Genomic DNA, 13,116 nt, shown 5'->3' with positions numbered 1-13,116 from the left:
TTGAAACTCAGGGGGAAATGAAAATGGGAACAATCGTATGCCAAGTATGTGAAGGAACAATTGAACATTTTGAAGATGAAAAATCAACAGTACTATACGGGAAATGTGGATCTCATTGCGAATGTGACCATAAAGAACATACAAAAGCTTAATAATAAGAAAAAGCGCCTACATGTGTAGGCGCTTTTTTAATAAATTGTAGTTGTATGACCAACTGTTGCAACGATTGCATCATCCCTAATCGGAATAAAGCTTATGGAGGTCTGTGGTGTACTAGCAGAAGCGTATTGGCTCATTATACGACTATCGATACGGGTAATAGTATCGGTCAAGAAAGCTGAAATAAAAGCGTAAGGGACTCGTCGTTCATTTAATGAATAAATAATTTCTTCTTTTGTTTTTACACCTACGCCATGCCCGTAAAAAAAGAAATTTCCTAAATAGATTGTATTTTCTCCTTGCCATTCAATCGTAGCTGGATTTACTTGTGGGTTTTTAAAGTAAACGAGGTCACCTGGAACAAGATCGCCACCGTTTTTTGTTATGAGCCTTAGATCTTGGTCGTAGTCCCATGTATAAAGTAAAAGGTTTGCAAATAGACGATTGAAAGTTTCTTCCTCATACAATGATAGTAAAGTTTTATAAAAAATAATGATCATAGCGGTTGCGCATTCAGTTCCATATAGTTTTCCGTTTTTGAAAATATCCTGTATGGCAATAGAAGGTGGTATGTTTGGAAGAAGCTCGAATCCTCCAAGAGACGTTCTTTTCCAATACTGGGGGTTGCAAAAGGATTGTTGAAATGTACGAAACTGAAATCCACTTTGAAAAAGCTCTAGTGCAGAGATAATAATATTAACTCGTAAATTGAGATCAAAGCTGAGTTCATCAGCTGTTCGGAAGGAATAAACTTCTTGATTTCCTGCCATTATTGATAAAATTTGTTGTTTCTCTGCTGCAAATGGCTCGTATTCATTTGTAATATAAGGATGTACAATAGAACGGCCTATTACAATCATAATAGTATCCCCACCTATACGTTACATTCTTAAGTATCGTATGAAGAAAAGGAAAAAAGGTGAAAAAAAAGCCTATCAACTGATAGGCTTGTACTCTTTAATAACACGTAATGTTTGTAATGTCATATCTTCAGGACCTTGTACAGGTAAACCTGCTTCTAAGTTTTTACGAATATACTCTAAGTTTTCTTGTGTAATAATTTCCCCCGGAGTAAAGATTGGAATCCCTGGCGGATAAACCATAACAAAATCAGCTATAATACGACCCGCTGCATTTTCAAATGGAATGACTTCTGTTTCCGAATAAAAAGCATCTCGAGGAGAAAGTGCTAGCACTGGAATTTCTGGAATCTCTACTTGTACTTGAACACCTTTATCTGCCCTATTTCTAAATGTTGCTGCTAAATCTTGTAATGCTGCAATAAGTGTATTTGTATCACTTTCTGTATCTCCCAAAGTGATAAGACATAGTATGTTGTATAGATCTGAGAGTTCTACTTCAATGTTATATTGCTCTCTAAGCCATACTTCAGCTTGGTGGCCGGTAATACCTAAATCTTTTACAGATACAATTATCTTTGTAGGATCATAGTTAAAGGTAGCATCTGTACCTAACATTTCTTTTCCAGGACAGTAAAGATGCTCAATAGAATTTATAGCATCACGAACATGCTCAGCTAATTGTATTGTTTGTTCTATGAGTGCTGTTCCTTCTGTAGCAAGACGTTTTCTCGCAACATCAAGGGATGCTAACAAGATGTAAGAAGTTGATGTGGTTGTAAGCATGCTAATAATAGATTGGACATGCTTTACATTCACTAAGCCTTCTTTCACATTAAGAATAGAACTTTGAGTTAAAGAGCCTCCTAATTTGTGAACACTTGTTGCTGCCATATCCGCACCAGCTTGCATCGCTGACATAGGTAATTCATCGTGAAAATGAATATGAACACCATGAGCTTCGTCGACTAGTACAGGGATGTCATAAGAATGTGCTAATTGTACAATCTGTTCTAAGTCTGCAGCAAATCCAAAGTACGTTGGGTTAATAACAAGTAAGCCCTTTGCATCTGAGTGCTCTTCAAGTGCTTTTTTGACAGATTGAATTGTGATTCCATGAGAAATACCGAGCTTCGGATCGATTTCAGGATGCATGAAAATCGGTTTTGCCCCTGAGAAAATAATAGCTGACATTACTGATTTATGCACGTTTCGTGGTACTAGGATTTTGTCACCAGGACCGCAAACGCTCATCACCATTGTCATAATAGCGCCACTTGTACCTTGAATAGAAAAGAAAGTATGATCTGCACCGAATGCGGCTGCTGCTAAATCTTGTGCTTCTTTAATCATACCTTTTGGATGATGTAAATCATCGAGTGGCGCAATATTAATTAAATCAATTGCTAATGCATTATGCCCAATAAATTCGCGAAATGTAGGATCCATGCCCTGTCCTTTTTTATGACCAGGAATATGGAATTGAATTGGATTTCGCTTACTGTGCTCAACTAAAGCGGTAAACAATGGTGTTTCGTATTGGGACAATCTATACACCCCTTCTTCTTCATAATATTTAGTGTAATTTGTTTTATATAATCCTGCTCTAAAAAAGTGTAGCCCTTTTTAGAATAAGGCTTGTTTTTCTGCCATTCAAAAAATCGTTTTTGAGATGGTAGCTTCACTTTATTTTCTATAAAACAAAAGCATTATATCACCAATAATTATAGATGTATAGAAAAAAATCTTTTTAAGGTGAGTATGTTTAATAGTTAGCCTCAACTAATGAATAGAGGAAGACAATTCCATTAAAATGAATAAATAGTGTATAATGCAGAGTGGCTATAATGAAGAATAAAATATTCTCTTTAAGATAGCATAATGAAACAAGAAGAAATGATAAATGAGGTGCAAAATGGAATATCAATATCCGTTAGATTATGATTGGTCAAATGAGGAAATGGTTACAATGGTGAAGTTTTATGAAGCGATTGAGAAAGCTTATGAAAAAGGAATTATAAGAGAAGAGTTAATGGGTTTATATCGTCGTTTTAAAGAGATTGTTCCATCGAAAGCAGAAGAAAAGAAAATTGATAAAGAATTTCAAGAGGTAAGTGGATACTCTATATATCGTGCTATTCAAAGGGCAAAAGAAGTCGAAGAACAAAAGCTTGTAAAAATGTAAAAAATATTTTGAAAAATAAAAACTGAAGTGATATAATGTGATAACAACTAAAAACGGACAATATAAATTGTCCGTTTTCTACTATCGATTACAAAGTGCATATAAAGGAAGGAGTGATTGCATCGTAGATTCAATCTTAGCAAGGAATTGTTCGTTGGTCATTGCTGAAAACTCCTCTGGTGATATATGAATACCAACTAATAATTCTGCTTTTTTTACAGTAGCTAATCGTTCAATCATCTTTTGTAAGTCTTCGGTTTCAAGTGTTTTATGTAATTTCACACTTGGTTTAGTATGGTCAATGGACCAAACGAAGTCATTTGGAATATTTGTTTTTAAATCATTTAAATGTTCTAAGAAGGCATGAGCCGTCTCAACTTTTTGTGGACACTCATAGATTAAACCAAAGTATATGAAGGCATGAGTACCCCATAAGCCGATTTGGAAATGCGGTAGCATTTTATATCCTCGTTTATTTGTTGAAAAAGCAACCCAAGTATCGTTTGGTGGATTGACTTTGCGGCGTGCGTGTTTTGCAACATGATAAAAAAAGTTCTCATCAGTTTGTTTGGATAAGTATTCTGCAAATTGTTCCCCTAAAGCTTCTAGCTTAGGATGAATGTTCGTTTTAATTGCACTCATTCGTTCTTCGAGACCATCAACTGTAAAGACATCAAAATCAGTTGATTTGAATGTTTGTATTGTCATGATTGTTCCTCCAACTCCTATTTTGCTTTTATTTTAGCATAGCTTGTACTATTCATAAAAAAAACAGCACAAAAAAATTTAAATAAAAAAATATAATTTTGTTGCATAGATGATTTATCCAACATAGTATAGTATAAAACAAAAAATCAGAAAATTGAATTAATTCTAGTCCGAGGGCAGACGAATATTGGGAGGAGGCAAATAATATGAGACAGGTGATTAATGCGTTAAAGAGAACAGATGCTGAAAAGAGAATACCGGTGCTACGTTTGGAGCTAGATTATGAATTAGCAACTTTATATGATGCGATGATGGAAGATGATAACCAGAAAAAAGAAGAGTGTGTACAAAAGTTAGAAGTGTTAAGACTTGAAATGATTCGTTTAGAAGCGTAATAATAGTATATGTATAAAAAATTAGTTGGTGCGAACCTTATAAAGGGTTCGTTTTTTCTGTGAACAGTATAGATCGGAGTGTTTAAACATGCAAGAAGTATGGAAAGACATCGATGCACACGCCAAACGGTGGATTCGGGATGCAGGAGAGCATTTAATGGCATCAATGAAAAAAGCACTTATTATAGAAACAAAATCAAATGCAGCTGACTTAGTTACAAATATGGACCGAGAGATAGAACAGTTTTTAATTGGGAAAATTAAAGAAACATTCCCGAATCATAATATTTTAGGAGAAGAGGGTTATGGAGACGAGATAACGTCTTCTGACGGGGTTGTTTGGTTAATTGATCCAATTGACGGCACGATGAACTTTGTTCATCAAAAAAGAAATTTTGCGATTTCAATTGGGATTTATGAGAACGGTATCGGAAAGATTGGACTTATATATGATCCAGTGCATGATGAACTATATCATGCAGTCAAGGGATCTGGAGCTTTTTGTAATGATATATCAATTCCTCCATTGGAAAAAGGAACTGTAGAGCAAGGTATTGTAGCTTTAAATGCGATATGGCTTACAGATAATCCATTGCTTAATATGGAAAGTATGATGGCACTTGTTAAGAAAGCAAGGGGCACAAGGTCATATGGCTGTGCAGCATTAGAGATGGTATACGTTGCAACAGGAAGAATAGATGCATATGTAACGCCGAGATTATCACCATGGGATTTTGGCGGAGGGCAGATAATTGTAGAAGAAGTTGGAGGTAAGGTGACGACATTCTCTGGAGCGCCACTTTCTATCATAGAGAAGAGCAGTGTGTTAGTTGCAAAACCAGGAGTGTATGAAGAAGTGTTATCGTTTATATGAGAGCAACAAAAAAAGTAAGAGGCTGTGTATAAGCTTCTTACTTTTTAGCGTTATTGTGATTTGCGCATTTTTCTTTTTGTTACAAAACCGTATCCAACTGTAACAAATGTGCCGATAATGCAAATAATAATACCGATTGGACTATTTTCAGCAATCATAATGCCGATACCGATTAAGAAAATAACACCGATAATTGCAGTTAATAAAAAGCGATATTGAATGTGTTCCATTTCTTCACCCTCCAATCTCATTTTACTTTCACAAAAGTAAGAATACAACTATATTTTCATTCTTGCTTTTATTTTAATTGCTATTGTATCCCCTTCGCTCTTATAATAGAGAAGGATTAAAAAGACATTAGGAGTTGGACATGTTGAAAAAACGACAAGATTTACGTAATATAGCAATTATTGCCCACGTTGACCATGGTAAAACAACACTTGTTGACCAGTTATTACGTCAAGCGGGGACTTTCCGTGCGAACGAACACGTTGAAGAACGCGCAATGGATTCAAATGATCTAGAAAGAGAACGCGGTATTACAATTTTAGCGAAAAATACAGCGATTCACTATGAAGATAAAAGAATTAACATTTTAGATACACCTGGTCACGCTGACTTCGGTGGAGAAGTAGAACGTATCATGAAAATGGTTGATGGTGTTTTACTTGTTGTTGATGCATATGAAGGTTGTATGCCGCAAACACGATTTGTTTTAAAGAAAGCTCTTGAGCAAAACTTAACTCCAATCGTAGTTGTAAACAAAATTGACCGTGACTTCGCTCGTCCAGATGAAGTAGTTGATGAAGTAATCGACTTATTCATTGAGCTTGGTGCAAACGAAGATCAATTAGAGTTCCCAGTTGTATTTGCATCAGCAATGAACGGAACAGCAAGCTTAGATTCAAATCCAGCAAATCAAGAAGAGAATATGAAATCATTATTCGATACAATTATCGAACATATTCCAGCACCAATTGATAACAGCGAAGAGCCACTTCAATTCCAAGTAGCACTTCTTGATTACAACGACTACGTTGGACGTATTGGAGTTGGTCGCGTATTCCGCGGTACAATGAAGGTTGGACAACAAGTTGCTTTAATGAAAGTAGACGGAAGCGTGAAGCAATTCCGCGTAACGAAATTATTCGGTTACATGGGATTAAAACGTCAAGAAATTGAAGAAGCAAAAGCAGGGGACTTAGTAGCCGTTTCTGGTATGGAAGACATTAACGTAGGTGAAACAGTATGTCCAGTTGAACATCAAGATGCGTTACCATTATTACGTATTGATGAGCCAACACTACAAATGACGTTCCTTGTAAATAACAGCCCATTTGCAGGTCGTGAAGGTAAATACATTACATCTCGTAAAATTGAAGAGCGTCTTCGTTCACAATTAGAAACAGATGTAAGTTTACGTGTAGATAATACAGATTCTCCTGATGCGTGGATCGTATCTGGACGTGGGGAACTACATTTATCTATCTTAATTGAAAACATGCGTCGTGAAGGTTATGAATTACAAGTATCTAAGCCAGAAGTAATCATTAAAGAAGTTGATGGCGTAAGATGTGAGCCTGTAGAGCGCGTACAAATCGATGTACCTGAAGAATACACTGGTTCTATTATGGAATCTATGGGTGCACGTAAAGGTGAAATGTTAGATATGGTGAATAACGGAAACGGTCAAGTTCGTCTTACTTTCATGGTTCCAGCACGTGGTTTAATTGGTTACACAACAGAATTCTTAACATTAACTCGTGGTTACGGTATTTTAAACCATACATTCGATTGCTACCAACCAGTACACGCTGGACAAGTTGGTGGACGTCGCCAAGGTGTTCTAGTTTCACTTGAAACAGGAAAAGCATCACAATACGGTATTATGCAAGTTGAAGACCGTGGTGTAATCTTCGTTGAACCAGGTACAGAAGTATATGCTGGTATGATTGTCGGAGAACACACTCGTGAGAACGACTTAACAGTTAACGTTGTGAAAATGAAACAACAAACTAACATTCGTTCTGCGACGAAAGATCAAACTTCAACAATGAAGAAACCACGCCTAATGACTTTAGAAGAATCATTAGAGTACTTAAACGATGACGAGTTCTGTGAAGTAACTCCAGAATCAATTCGTCTACGTAAAAAGATTCTTGATAAGAGTGAGCGCGAAAGAGCTGCTAAGAAAAAGAAATCTGTTGAAGCGTAAAAATAAAAAACAACGCCCTTTATAAAGGGCGTTGTTTTTTTATTTTGTTTATTTTTTAGAATATTTACTCTTTTTTGTGGACAGTATTTTTTTTGCGAGTTACTCTTGTATTAAGTGTATAAAGAAAATTGCATTTTACTGCTAGGGGGGGAAGAGTGTGTTAGAAAGGATGTCTTTTTTTGCAAAATTGTGTAAGGTAGATGAAAATCCAGAGTTAGGAATGTGGTTACTTTATGGGACGATTATTATATTAAGTGCTCTCGTTTATAATTTAGGGTTTGCTAGAAAGTTGTCTGTACTAAAAAATATTGTGATATACATATCATTAGCAATTGGATGCACAGTATTAACCTTTTTTGCTGTGTTTTTACCTGTTGGAGAAGGACTTGTTGTAGCGGCAATTGTACTTGGAATTTATAGACTGCGTTTGCGTCAAGCGAAACAACAAAAAGCAGGATAAGAAAGGGGAGTTTTCATGCGTTCAGTACAAGATGCACTATATAATTGGTTAACAATTAAAACAGTTGCGGAAGCACGTCCAGATGATAGTGCTGCAAAAGAAACATATTTGTTATTTCAAAATATGGTATATGAAGAACATAAATTAAGAAATGTGGAAGTCGAAAAGAACGAGGAAATGTATTTAATTACATATGAAATAAATGGAGAACGGAAATCTGCAAGGTTTCCGTTAGAAGCCATTGATTGTTTTTTGGATCAGATGAATCGTGAACCAGAAAAATATAAATAAGTCCTTATCTATATGAGTAAGGACTTATTTACATTTTACCAATCATCTTCGATTTTTTTATCACGATATAATCGGAAATTACCACTTGCATGACGTTCCATTGTACGCTCTGCAATTCGTTCCGAACATTCCATGCACATATATGTATGAATAGGGCGATTACGCAGTTTTTTTGCCATAGGATTTTCATCATCTAACATATCTTTTTTATCACAAATCATACATTTGACTCTCATTTCGTCACCTCAATACGAATTCTATCAGTATAAGTATATCATGGAAGTATAATGTTTTTGAATAATAGTGGGAAAAAATAATATTTTCGCAATTCAAAAAATAAGTTATGATAAGGATATACCAAGTATATTTGGAGGTGAAAATATGGCGAATGTAGTAGAGCCTACCTTAACAGAGGATTTAGTACAAACGTTGCGTAAGGAGTGTATTGTTATGATAGCAACGACAGATTTCGAAAAACAATTTCCTAACGTAAGTGCTATTTCTTGGGTGTATGCAGTGAGTGAAACTAGTATTCGATTTGCAGTAGATCAACGTTCACGTATTGTGGAAAATATACGTCATAATACAGGTGTGGTATTGACTATAATGGCGAATGAATCCGTATTTTCTATAAGTGGTGCAGGTGAAATTTTGACAGATAGAATGGAAGGTATTTCTCTAAAATTAACTGTAATAGAAGTAAAGGTGCAAGAAGTGCGTGATGTTATGTTTTATGGAGCGAAACTTGCAATTGAACCAACATATGAAAAAACATATGATCTTCGGGCAGCGAAAAAGCTGGATAACGAAGTGTTAGTAGGGATAAGAGAATTATAAAGATGCTAAATAAGAAATTCGTTTATTCACTTTTGTAGTCGGTTATTGTGATTTAACGTTAATAATTATAATAAAAAGTAATATATTGAATAGAAATGAATAAAGAATAAATAAAAGGTTTAATGACTATGATTTTCGATTCTACCTCGTTTACACGGTACATATAATTATAACAATGGTTCGTCCATATTTTATGGATGAAACCCTTGTTCTACAAATTTAAAAGTGGAGTCAGGGGGTAACAGGTTGGATAAAATTTATGTGTTAGATACGAATGTACTTTTGCAGGATCCTTTATCTATTTTTTCATTTGAAACCAATGAAGTAGTGATTCCAGCAGTTGTATTAGAAGAGGTTGATTCGAAAAAACGTTATATGGATGAAGTAGGAAGAAACGCTCGTTATGTATCTAAGTTAATAGATAAATTTCGTGAAATAGGAAAGCTGCATGAAAGTATCCCGCTAGAAAACGGCGGAACATTTCGTATTGAATTGAACCATCGTTCATTTGTGCAACTACAAGATATTTTTGTAGAAAAAACAAATGATAATCGAATTTTAGCTGTAGCAAAAAATCTATCTTTAGAAGAACAGGAAAAAGAGGACGGGAAGTCTGTTATTTTAGTAAGTAAAGATGTACTCGTAAGGGTAAAAGCTGATGCAATTGGTTTGAAGGCTGAAGATTATTTAAGTGATCGCGTAATTGAAGTAGAAAATATATATTCTGGTTTTTTAGAAGGATATATATCAAAAGAACAATTGGATTATTTTTATGAGAAAGGTGAATTGCCTCTATCTGAAATTGCGAATCATCCTTTTTACCCAAATCAATTTGTAGTAATGAAAGATGCATTAGGGGGCTCTAGTTCTGCGCTTGGCATTGTGGATCACTTAGGGAAGAAGGTAAAGAAACTTATTTTTCACAATGAACAAGTGTGGGGGATACGACCACGAAACGTGCAGCAAATTATGGGATTAGAATTGTTGCTTCGTGAAGATATTCCGCTTGTAACGTTAACGGGGAAAGCCGGCACAGGAAAAACGTTACTTGCGTTAGCTTCGGGACTTATGCAAACAGAAGACTTAGGGTTATATAAAAAATTACTTGTGGCAAGACCAATTGTTCCAGTCGGAAAAGATATCGGTTATTTACCAGGAGAAAAAGAAGAAAAATTAAGACCATGGATGCAGCCAATTTTTGATAACCTAGAGTATTTATTTAATACGAAAAAGCCAGGAGAGTTAGATGCTATTTTAGCTGGAATGGGTTCGATTGAAGTAGAAGCCCTTACTTATATACGCGGGAGAAGTATTCCAGATCAGTTCATTATCATTGACGAAGCACAAAATTTAACAAAGCATGAAGTGAAGACGATATTAACTAGGGTAGGGGAAAAGAGTAAGATTGTATTGATGGGAGATCCTCAGCAAATTGATCACCCATATTTAGATGAATATAATAATGGCTTAACGTATGTTGTAGAGAAGTTTAAAGAACAGCGTATTAGTGGTCATGTGAAGTTTGTTAAAGGGGAGCGATCTAATTTAGCTCAACTAGCAGCAGATTTATTGTAAAAAGGAGTGAGCTTAAGCTCACTCCTTTTCTTTAAATAATTGTAAATTTACGGATGTTACGGATTGGATTTTGTTGATTAGATCCATCGTTGAAATAGAGATGAACAGGCCCGTCTTCTTTTAATGGTTTTCCTTCTTTTGAAAAGCCTAGTATAGCATTTTTGACAGTTTCTAATGGAAGTGTCATTGTATGATCTACCGTTTCAATTTCAACTTGCGTAGCGTCCTCTAAAATTTCAGCGTTAGCAAGGAATGGATGAAATGGTATACCAAATGTTCCAGTAATCAGCTGTTCTTTTTTATATTTCTTCACACTTTGTTGTATTGGAGGAAAAGCGGCACCATCACGGATTTCGCGATCCCAATGTTCTGAAGTGTTTTTTAAATAAGTTTCTAGTTCAGACGTGTTTTCTCTAGTTTCATCAAAGTAAGTTGTCAAATCTACTTTTCGATCATCAAAGATCCAAACAGTTGGATCAATAGTGATTGGAAAACGTACTTTTCCGTTAATAAATAAAATTTCGCTCATTGTTGTTCCCCCATTTGTGTTATACTCCCACTTTTCAGTATAATAGTATTAGACACTGTTGTCACAAAAAATGTTTCTATTGCAATTTATTAAAACTATCGCTAATATTAATAGATAGGATAGAGGAGAGTAGGACGGAAACGGAGGGAATCAATTTGGCGTCTGAGACAGTAGCAAATCATCAGGAAAAGGCACTAGCCCTTCTACAAGCGGATGCAGAGAAGATTTTAAGACTTATTAAGGTGCAAATGGACCATCTTACAATGCCGCAATGTCCATTATATGAAGAAGTGTTAGACACACAAATGTTTGGACTATCCCGCGAGGTCGATTTTGCAGTTCGCCTTGGTCTTATTGCAGAAGAACAAGGGAAAGCAATGTTAGGTGAGCTCGAACGTGAGTTATCTGCACTTCATGAAGCATTTACAAACAAACAACAATAACGGGTTCAAATAAGGGGGCTCAAACTAAATTAGTTTGAGCTTTTTATTTGTATAATAAAGCAGGAAGAATCAATGTACATATGGAATACAACAATAATTAAATTGAAACAGAAAGAGGAAATGAAATGAAAAAAGTATGGAAATCAATGGATTATTCATTGTTACTTCCTCTTGTTATCTTATGTGTGCTGGGAGTAATAATGGTATATAGTTCTAGTTCCATTGTTGCGATTTCGCGATTTGATAAACCAGCAAATTTCTTTTTTAAAAGACAATTAATTACTTTAGTTGTTGGGACAATAGTATTAATAATTATTGCTACTATCCCATATAAAGTTTGGAGAAAACGAATTTTTTTGTTGGGGAGTTACGGTGCTAGTGTTGCTTTATTAGCTGCAGCTGCCTTTTTCACTAAGTCAGTAAACGGTGCAAACGGATGGATATTTGGAATACAGCCTGCGGAATTTGTAAAGATAACGGTTATCCTCATATTAGCTCATTTTTTTGCGAAAAGACAAGAAACGAATACACCTGTTTTCAAAGGGTCAGGTCCAGTACTCATTGGTGTTGGTATAATCATGTTTTTAATATTAAAGCAAAATGATTTAGGTACTGATTTGTTAATTGCAGGAACAGTAGGAATTATGTTCCTTTGTTCGGGAGTACAGGTTAACTTATGGATTAAACGAATTGCTTTAACTTCTATAGTATGGATTCCGGCACTATATCTTCTTGGCAATTATGCATTAAATCCATATCAAAAGGCACGTTTTTCTGTTTTCCTTGATCCGTTTAATGATCCTCAAAAGGATGGATTCCAATTGGTGAATTCATTTATTGGAATTGCTTCTGGAGGGCTTAATGGTAGGGGATTAGGAAATAGTGTGCAAAAGTATGGTTATTTACCAGAACCACAAACGGATTTTATTATGGCAATTATATCGGAAGAACTTGGTTTTATAGGCGTAGCAATCATTTTGATTTGTTTATTGCTTATAATTATTCGATCATTTAGAGTCGCACAAAAGTGTACAGATCCATTTGGAAGTTTAATAGCTATCGGAATTGCAAGCTTGTTTGGAGTTCAAACGTTTATTAATGTTGGTGGTATGTCTGGAGTAATACCACTTACCGGAGTACCATTACCGTTTGTCAGTTACGGTGGTAGTTCTTTATTAGCTAATCTACTTGCGATGGGGATACTACTCAATATTGCTAGTCACGTGAAACGACAAGAGAAACAACAGAATGGATTAATGAAAGAAAAAGAACAAAATGGACCACATCTTGTAGTTGTAAAATAAAAACACATTGTGCTTTAGAGCATGATGTGTTTTTATTTTTAAGTAGTTTTAAATGTGATGTATTAATATATCTTTCGGTTAAACAATATATCACATTTAGTTTAATGTGATATACAATTAAGTTGTTAGAAAAGGAAGAGGTATGCTATACTATTTTTGTGAAACAAATTGCACAGAAAACTTATCATTTGTTAAAAAATAAGGTATGATGGATAAAAATAAAGTGAAGCTTTCTAAGTATAATATAATGTGGAAAGTGAAGAACTTCACGCTTTTTAAGG

Annotated in this window: 17 protein-coding genes; 11 read left to right on the top strand and 6 right to left on the bottom strand. The window is 35.1% G+C overall.

The window, feature by feature from the left end:
• The first annotated feature begins 23 nt into the window (after window positions 1-23).
• On the top strand, window positions 24-152 hold the full coding sequence (locus ACTFN4_RS02150) for a GapA-binding peptide SR1P (protein ID WP_439962045.1): 129 nt from the start codon (window positions 24-26) through the stop codon (window positions 150-152).
• A gap of 36 nt (window positions 153-188) precedes the next feature.
• Here the strand turns inward: ACTFN4_RS02150 and ACTFN4_RS02145 are convergent, their stop codons facing one another.
• Both ACTFN4_RS02145 and speA read right to left on the bottom strand, forming a co-directional pair.
• Window positions 189-1,019: a protein-glutamine gamma-glutamyltransferase gene (locus ACTFN4_RS02145; RefSeq protein ID WP_439962044.1), complete on the bottom strand. Its 831-nt coding sequence runs from the start codon at window positions 1,017-1,019 to the stop codon at window positions 189-191.
• A 75-nt stretch (window positions 1,020-1,094) separates the two neighbouring features.
• Entirely contained in the window at window positions 1,095-2,567 is a 1,473-nt protein-coding gene (gene speA, locus ACTFN4_RS02140) for an arginine decarboxylase (protein ID WP_000084899.1), read from the bottom strand.
• 367 nt (window positions 2,568-2,934) lie between these two features.
• Here speA and ACTFN4_RS02135 point away from each other — a divergent pair, with 367 nt between their 5' ends.
• A complete protein-coding gene (locus tag ACTFN4_RS02135) occupies window positions 2,935-3,204 on the top strand; it encodes a UPF0223 family protein (RefSeq protein ID WP_000456562.1) in 270 nt (89 codons plus the stop codon).
• Window positions 3,205-3,285: 81 nt separating this feature from the next.
• Here the strand turns inward: ACTFN4_RS02135 and ACTFN4_RS02130 are convergent, their stop codons facing one another.
• Entirely contained in the window at window positions 3,286-3,912 is a 627-nt protein-coding gene (locus ACTFN4_RS02130) for a YktB family protein (protein WP_000155317.1), read from the bottom strand.
• Window positions 3,913-4,118: 206 nt separating this feature from the next.
• Between ACTFN4_RS02130 and ACTFN4_RS02125 the strand changes: the two genes are divergently transcribed.
• The gene (locus tag ACTFN4_RS02125; RefSeq protein ID WP_001250165.1) at window positions 4,119-4,307 is read left to right on the top strand and encodes a hypothetical protein; all 189 of its coding nucleotides are present in this window, start codon (window positions 4,119-4,121) and stop codon (window positions 4,305-4,307) included.
• Between the two features lie 88 nt (window positions 4,308-4,395).
• The gene (locus ACTFN4_RS02120) at window positions 4,396-5,181 is read left to right on the top strand and encodes an inositol monophosphatase family protein (RefSeq protein ID WP_001158701.1); all 786 of its coding nucleotides are present in this window, start codon (window positions 4,396-4,398) and stop codon (window positions 5,179-5,181) included.
• 50 nt (window positions 5,182-5,231) lie between these two features.
• Here ACTFN4_RS02120 and ACTFN4_RS02115 read toward each other — a convergent pair whose 3' ends face one another.
• Window positions 5,232-5,411 (bottom strand): DUF5325 family protein, encoded by a 180-nt coding sequence (locus ACTFN4_RS02115; RefSeq protein WP_000400127.1) that lies wholly within the window; start codon window positions 5,409-5,411, stop codon window positions 5,232-5,234.
• 140 nt (window positions 5,412-5,551) lie between these two features.
• Between ACTFN4_RS02115 and typA the strand changes: the two genes are divergently transcribed.
• From typA to ACTFN4_RS02100, 3 genes are all read left to right on the top strand, one after another.
• The gene (gene typA / locus ACTFN4_RS02110; protein WP_000914762.1) at window positions 5,552-7,396 is read left to right on the top strand and encodes a translational GTPase TypA; all 1,845 of its coding nucleotides are present in this window, start codon (window positions 5,552-5,554) and stop codon (window positions 7,394-7,396) included.
• 157 nt (window positions 7,397-7,553) lie between these two features.
• Window positions 7,554-7,856 (top strand): YlaH-like family protein, encoded by a 303-nt coding sequence (locus tag ACTFN4_RS02105; protein ID WP_000893662.1) that lies wholly within the window; start codon window positions 7,554-7,556, stop codon window positions 7,854-7,856.
• A 15-nt stretch (window positions 7,857-7,871) separates the two neighbouring features.
• The gene (locus tag ACTFN4_RS02100; protein WP_001258151.1) at window positions 7,872-8,147 is read left to right on the top strand and encodes a hypothetical protein; all 276 of its coding nucleotides are present in this window, start codon (window positions 7,872-7,874) and stop codon (window positions 8,145-8,147) included.
• Between the two features lie 35 nt (window positions 8,148-8,182).
• Here the strand turns inward: ACTFN4_RS02100 and ACTFN4_RS02095 are convergent, their stop codons facing one another.
• The gene (locus ACTFN4_RS02095) at window positions 8,183-8,383 is read right to left on the bottom strand and encodes a YlaI family protein (protein ID WP_002082250.1); all 201 of its coding nucleotides are present in this window, start codon (window positions 8,381-8,383) and stop codon (window positions 8,183-8,185) included.
• Window positions 8,384-8,528: 145 nt separating this feature from the next.
• Between ACTFN4_RS02095 and ACTFN4_RS02090 the strand changes: the two genes are divergently transcribed.
• The gene (locus ACTFN4_RS02090; RefSeq protein WP_439962043.1) at window positions 8,529-8,984 is read left to right on the top strand and encodes a pyridoxamine 5'-phosphate oxidase family protein; all 456 of its coding nucleotides are present in this window, start codon (window positions 8,529-8,531) and stop codon (window positions 8,982-8,984) included.
• Between the two features lie 246 nt (window positions 8,985-9,230).
• Window positions 9,231-10,559, top strand: a complete 1,329-nt coding sequence (locus ACTFN4_RS02085; protein WP_000358083.1) for a PhoH family protein — start codon at window positions 9,231-9,233, stop codon at window positions 10,557-10,559.
• 31 nt (window positions 10,560-10,590) lie between these two features.
• On the opposite strand, the gene ACTFN4_RS02080 is transcribed toward ACTFN4_RS02085, so the two are convergent.
• Window positions 10,591-11,088 carry a hypothetical protein gene (locus tag ACTFN4_RS02080; protein WP_001289809.1) on the bottom strand — a complete coding sequence of 166 codons (498 nt, stop codon included), beginning with the start codon at window positions 11,086-11,088 and terminating at the stop codon, window positions 10,591-10,593.
• A gap of 155 nt (window positions 11,089-11,243) precedes the next feature.
• Between ACTFN4_RS02080 and ACTFN4_RS02075 the strand changes: the two genes are divergently transcribed.
• Complete coding sequence (locus tag ACTFN4_RS02075) at window positions 11,244-11,531, top strand: YlaN family protein (RefSeq protein ID WP_000135694.1); 288 nt, start codon at window positions 11,244-11,246, stop codon at window positions 11,529-11,531.
• Window positions 11,532-11,656: 125 nt separating this feature from the next.
• The gene (locus ACTFN4_RS02070; protein WP_000758402.1) at window positions 11,657-12,835 is read left to right on the top strand and encodes an FtsW/RodA/SpoVE family cell cycle protein; all 1,179 of its coding nucleotides are present in this window, start codon (window positions 11,657-11,659) and stop codon (window positions 12,833-12,835) included.
• The last annotated feature ends 281 nt before the right edge of the window (window positions 12,836-13,116 follow it).

The sequence above is a fragment of the Bacillus cereus group sp. MYBK95-2 genome (assembly GCF_051915225.1).
GTDB classification, from domain to species: Bacteria; Bacillota; Bacilli; order Bacillales; family Bacillaceae_G; genus Bacillus_A; species Bacillus_A cereus.
This window is presented reverse-complemented; position numbering and strand designations above follow the sequence as displayed.

Excerpts from the sequence above, each read along its gene's own strand:
- ACTFN4_RS02125 (WP_001250165.1), top strand. The coding sequence starts at position 4,119 with ATGAGACAGGTGATTAATGCGTTAAAGAGAACAGATGCTGAAAAGAGA.
- ACTFN4_RS02135 (WP_000456562.1), top strand. The coding sequence starts at position 2,935 with ATGGAATATCAATATCCGTTAGATTATGATTGGTCAAATGAGGAAATG.
- ACTFN4_RS02095 (WP_002082250.1), bottom strand. The coding sequence starts at position 8,383 with ATGAGAGTCAAATGTATGATTTGTGATAAAAAAGATATGTTAGATGAT.
- ACTFN4_RS02120 (WP_001158701.1), top strand. The coding sequence starts at position 4,396 with ATGCAAGAAGTATGGAAAGACATCGATGCACACGCCAAACGGTGGATT.
- ACTFN4_RS02090 (WP_439962043.1), top strand. The coding sequence starts at position 8,529 with ATGGCGAATGTAGTAGAGCCTACCTTAACAGAGGATTTAGTACAAACG.
- ACTFN4_RS02115 (WP_000400127.1), bottom strand. The coding sequence starts at position 5,411 with ATGGAACACATTCAATATCGCTTTTTATTAACTGCAATTATCGGTGTT.
- ACTFN4_RS02145 (WP_439962044.1), bottom strand. The coding sequence starts at position 1,019 with ATGATTGTAATAGGCCGTTCTATTGTACATCCTTATATTACAAATGAA.
- ACTFN4_RS02130 (WP_000155317.1), bottom strand. The coding sequence starts at position 3,912 with ATGACAATACAAACATTCAAATCAACTGATTTTGATGTCTTTACAGTT.
- ACTFN4_RS02070 (WP_000758402.1), top strand. The coding sequence starts at position 11,657 with ATGAAAAAAGTATGGAAATCAATGGATTATTCATTGTTACTTCCTCTT.
- typA (WP_000914762.1), top strand. The coding sequence starts at position 5,552 with ATGTTGAAAAAACGACAAGATTTACGTAATATAGCAATTATTGCCCAC.
- ACTFN4_RS02100 (WP_001258151.1), top strand. The coding sequence starts at position 7,872 with ATGCGTTCAGTACAAGATGCACTATATAATTGGTTAACAATTAAAACA.
- ACTFN4_RS02080 (WP_001289809.1), bottom strand. The coding sequence starts at position 11,088 with ATGAGCGAAATTTTATTTATTAACGGAAAAGTACGTTTTCCAATCACT.
- ACTFN4_RS02150 (WP_439962045.1), top strand. The coding sequence starts at position 24 with ATGGGAACAATCGTATGCCAAGTATGTGAAGGAACAATTGAACATTTT.